The sequence below is a fragment of the Onishia taeanensis genome, assembly GCF_013349955.1.
Taxonomy (GTDB): Bacteria; Pseudomonadota; Gammaproteobacteria; order Pseudomonadales; family Halomonadaceae; genus Onishia; species Onishia taeanensis_B.
In genome coordinates, this window is record NZ_JABVXC010000028.1 from 1 (window position 1) to 4270 (window position 4270).

Sequence of the window (4270 nt, forward strand, 5' to 3'; positions counted from 1 at the left end):
AGCGACGAGCCGGTCTGGTGACGACACCAACGACGAAGGAGGACGACCCCTCACACGAGCCTGAATCTGTTCCGATGGAAAAGCAATGACATAAACTGGACAATCTGAACTGATGAAAAGCGGACAACCTTCATTGGCGTTGACAAGGCCGCTTGGTGTTCGCCCATACACTCTCACCTGCCGTATTGGCGCGATATTGTTCTCGCTCTCCATGCCTGGCAAGCTCTCGGCTCACAGTGGAAACAGAATGCCCTATCCGCTGGGCAATACATCTGAACGACAGTCCGGCCGCGATGCCACGAGAGAGAGGTGGCCAGATGACCTGGAGCGCTTGCAAAGCGCAATACCACCACTCAGGGGCAAGACCCGGTGAACCGAGCCTGGGTGGTAGCAGAGTACTCTACTGATCTCACTTAGGCTTTGTCTGAAAAGTCGACGAGCGAAGGCCAGACAAGGCAAAATTGGCGAAAGAGCGGAGTTTACGGGATGTAAATGAGCATCTTGAGCTGATTTTTAACGCCGTATGGGCGAGTGCAGTATTTTTCAGGCATTGCTTAGTGACTGACCCGATTTCCAATGCTCCCAGAGCAGCTACTTATGGCTTGTAGAGAGTCCACCGGGCCGGCCTCGCTTTGCCATAGTGTTTCTCCACCAAGTGATGTGTTGCGATGACCGGTTGATCATAAGCTGGTGTGCTTTGCAATATGTGGGGCATTCATGTTTTTTTTGGTGATTTTATGAAAATAACATTTTTTATTGGATCGATGAGTAAAGGTGGTGCTGAGCGTCAATTAGTTTACATTGCCAATGGCCTCGTCAAGAAAGGGCATAGAGTGACAATTCTCACGATGCGCGAGGGTAATGCCTACCTAGACCTGCTTGATAAAAATGTTCTCATTGAGTCGCTTGGCGTGACGGGAGCAGTCGATGCATTCAGGAAGAGTCTAAAGTTCTTGATAAAAAAGAGGCCTGACGTTCTGGTCTGTTTTTTGTATTACGCGTCCCTTATTGGCCGTGCGGTTGGGCTGTTCTTGCGTCTCAAGGTGATTTCATCATATAGAAATATTAGTTATGGTTCGAAGTCACGGGATCTTTTGGTGAAGTGGACATCGCTGCTGGAAGATAAGACATTATCCAATGTGCGGAGTGCTCGTGATAAGCTTTTGCCGCAGTGTCTCTGGAGTGAGATGGAGGTCATTCCGAATATTTATTCATACTCTGAAGTGAAGCGAGGCGATATTATTTTGCCTGCGCCTAATGGTTTTCGGTGGTGTTATATAGGTCGGCTCGGTAAGCAAAAAAACTTATATCAATTGGTTTTGGCTTTTAAAGATTTCAGTGAAAAAATACCAGGCGAATGCCAATTACTCTTGTTGGGGGAGGGTGAGGAACGGACCACGTTAGAAGAAAAGGTAGCGGACCTTGGCCTTGGCGGTAAGGTGTTTTTCCTTGGTCATTCTTACTTTGTCAATTCAGTGCTGGATACATGTGATGCCTTTATTCTGCCATCGAGATGGGAGGGGATGCCCAATGCCTTGATGGAGGCAATGGCCTCCAAGTTGCCATCTGTCGTGACTCCAGTGGGTGCTGTTCCTGAAATGATTGCAGATGGAAAGTCGGGCTTTATTTCTAAAGGGTTCGATGCTGTTAGCCTGAGTGCCGCGATGATAAAGTTATTCCATGTAGGTGATAGCGAACGCACAGCGATGGGCGTTGAAGCGAATAGGTATATCGAAGAGAATTGTAGCGAAAGCGCTGTTATGTATATGTGGGAAAATGTTTTGAGTGATGCTATCAAGTGAGTGCTCGGGGTTTTGAATGAACGTATGCTTTGTGGCCAACAGTGCTTGGTATTTGGAAAACTTCAGAGAATCGACGCTGAGAGAGTTCTCGTCTTTCTCCAGTGTGAGATGCTTATACCCTAAAGGCGATAGTTTCTCCACCCTTACAGAACTGTCGGTGGCAGAAGATACCTTTTTTCTTGATGCTAGCAGTACCAACCCGATCAAAGAGTTGATGTCGCTTTTCTCATTGCTGTGGGGATTGGTGCGGCATCGTCCGGATGTAGTTTTTTCCTTCAACCCTAAGACAAATTTATACTCCTTGATGGCCTGCTGGATGCTCAGAATTCCCTGTGTACCTAATGTTTCGGGTGTGGGGGTGGCATCACAGTTAGATGGCATCGTTGGATATACATATCGTTCGTTAGTGCGTTTTTTTTACCGGCGTGCCGATCATGTCTATTTTCAAAACAGAGATGATTATCAGGCCTTTTATAATGCTGGCTTCATCAGGAAAGGGGCTGCTGAAGTCATACCAGGTTCAGGTGTCGACCTCTCGAAGTTTAAGCCTGATCATCATGAAAGTGAAAATGTTCGATTTCTCATGGCAGCGAGACTCATTACTCCCAAGGGTGTGCAGGAGTATATCGCTGCTGCTCGTCAAATGCTTGCGAAGGGAGCTGAATGTGAGTTTGTACTGGCAGGTGTGAAGGATACGTCGAACCGTGCCGTTCGAGAAGCCCTGATAACATCCCTGGAGGATGAGCCCGGTATTCACTTCGCTGGCCACGTCAAAGATATGCCTGCGCTGCTGGAGTCTATCGACTGTGTCGTGCTGCCTTCCTATTATCCGGAGGGTATACCGAGAAGCCTTATAGAGGCTGCAGCTGCCGGGAAAATGATTATCACATCGGATACACCAGGGTGCCGTGAAGTCGTTAAGGGTTGCGAGAATGGATTTCTTGTTCAGCCAAAGTCAGTCGATGACTTGGTGGCTGCCATGTCCAGGCTCGTTGAACTCCCTATCTATGAAAGACGAAAGATGAAAAACGCTTCACGCGAAATGGCTGAGTCATATTTCGATGAGAACCTGATTATTGAACGATATAAATTGACTGCCCATCACCTTGCAACCAAGGGAAAAGCTTTCGTTGGCCGATGAGTTTTCGTTCCAATGTTTTATAAGGAAGCGCCAAATGATCGGTTTTGGTGTAAATGTACGTGATTTGAGCGGATATAAATGAAATTACTTATTACGGGAATTGCAGGATTCATTGGTCATGCTGTTGCAAAGAAACTTTCTGGCAGGGGCTATCAAATTATTGGCATTGATAACCTCAACGACTACTACGATGTCTCCCTCAAGCAGTCGAGGCTAGACGATCTTGCGTCTTGTGACGATATCACTTTTCGTAAGCTCGACCTCTCTGACCGAGACGGTATGGCGGATCTGTTTGCCGAGTATGGATTTGATAGAGTGATTCACTTGGCTGCGCAGGCAGGGGTGCGCTATTCCTTGGATAACCCGCATGTCTATGCCGACACCAACCTGGTCGGTCATCTCAATGTGCTCGAAGGCTGCCGTCATTATAGCGTAGGGCATCTAGTGTATGCCTCATCCAGCTCTGTTTATGGCATTAATGACAAAGTACCTTTCGCCACGTGTGATAACGTGGATCACCCTATCAGCCTCTATGCGGCTACCAAAAAGGCCAATGAGTTGATGTCGCATACCTACTCTCACCTCTACGGTATTCCTACAACTGGATTGCGTTTTTTCACGGTTTACGGCCCTTGGGGCCGCCCCGATATGGCGATGTTCAAGTTCACTAAGGCGATCTTAGAGGGCCGTCCTATCGACGTTTATAACCATGGCGATATGTCCCGGGACTTTACCTACATCGACGATATCGTCGAGGGCGTCGTGCGTATTCTAGATGTTGTACCCGGTCGTAATGATACTGGCACAGCGAAAGAGGCGTTGTTCACGAGCAGTGCACCCTATGCACTATACAACATCGGCAATGGTAGTCCGGTAAGTCTTATGGACTTCGTGCGTGCCGTGGAGGCTGCTACTGGCAGGAAAGCCGAATGCAATTTCATGCCGATGCAGCCCGGTGATGTGCCGCGGACCTTCGCTGATACTGAAGCGCTATTCGAGGCAACAGGCTATCAGCCAAAGGTTGGCGTGGAAGAAGGGGCTCGTCGCTTCGTCGATTGGTATCTCGAGTACTATCGGACCTGATTTTTTCCTCTATATCAAGAACGGGCATCAATGGCTCAACGCTATGTCTTGGCAGTAGCACGCTGAGTAGAAGAACAGTCAGTAGGTAGACGTGTGAAAGGGAGTTAAAGGAATGCAAATCACCATTTTCGGCACGGGGTACGTAGGCCTGGTCACCGGCACCTGCTTGGCCGATGTGGGGCATGACGTGATGTGCATGGATGTGGATGCCGACAAGATCGCTCGCCTGCATGAGGGCGAGATT

General features: G+C 48.4%; 4 protein-coding genes and 1 pseudogene. 4 read left to right on the forward strand and 1 reads right to left on the reverse strand.

Annotated elements, in window-relative coordinates; genetic code table 11:
* Window positions 1-130: 130 nt before the first annotated feature.
* Complete coding sequence (locus HUS66_RS18170; RefSeq protein ID WP_175072423.1) at window positions 131-337, reverse strand: helix-turn-helix domain-containing protein; 207 nt, start codon at window positions 335-337, stop codon at window positions 131-133.
* A gap of 367 nt (window positions 338-704) precedes the next feature.
* On the opposite strand from HUS66_RS18170, the gene HUS66_RS17235 reads away from it, so the two are divergent.
* The 4 genes and pseudogenes from HUS66_RS17235 to HUS66_RS17250 all read left to right on the forward strand — a co-directional run.
* A complete protein-coding gene (locus HUS66_RS17235) occupies window positions 705-1802 on the forward strand; it encodes a glycosyltransferase (protein ID WP_175072424.1) in 1098 nt (365 codons plus the stop codon).
* A gap of 157 nt (window positions 1803-1959) precedes the next feature.
* A complete protein-coding gene (locus HUS66_RS17240) occupies window positions 1960-2943 on the forward strand; it encodes a glycosyltransferase family 4 protein (protein ID WP_282847989.1) in 984 nt (327 codons plus the stop codon).
* 78 nt (window positions 2944-3021) lie between these two features.
* Window positions 3022-4026 carry an NAD-dependent epimerase gene (locus HUS66_RS17245; protein ID WP_175072426.1) on the forward strand — a complete coding sequence of 335 codons (1005 nt, stop codon included), beginning with the start codon at window positions 3022-3024 and terminating at the stop codon, window positions 4024-4026.
* A gap of 112 nt (window positions 4027-4138) precedes the next feature.
* A pseudogene (locus HUS66_RS17250) lies at window positions 4139-4270 on the forward strand (UDP-glucose 6-dehydrogenase); the annotation flags it as partial.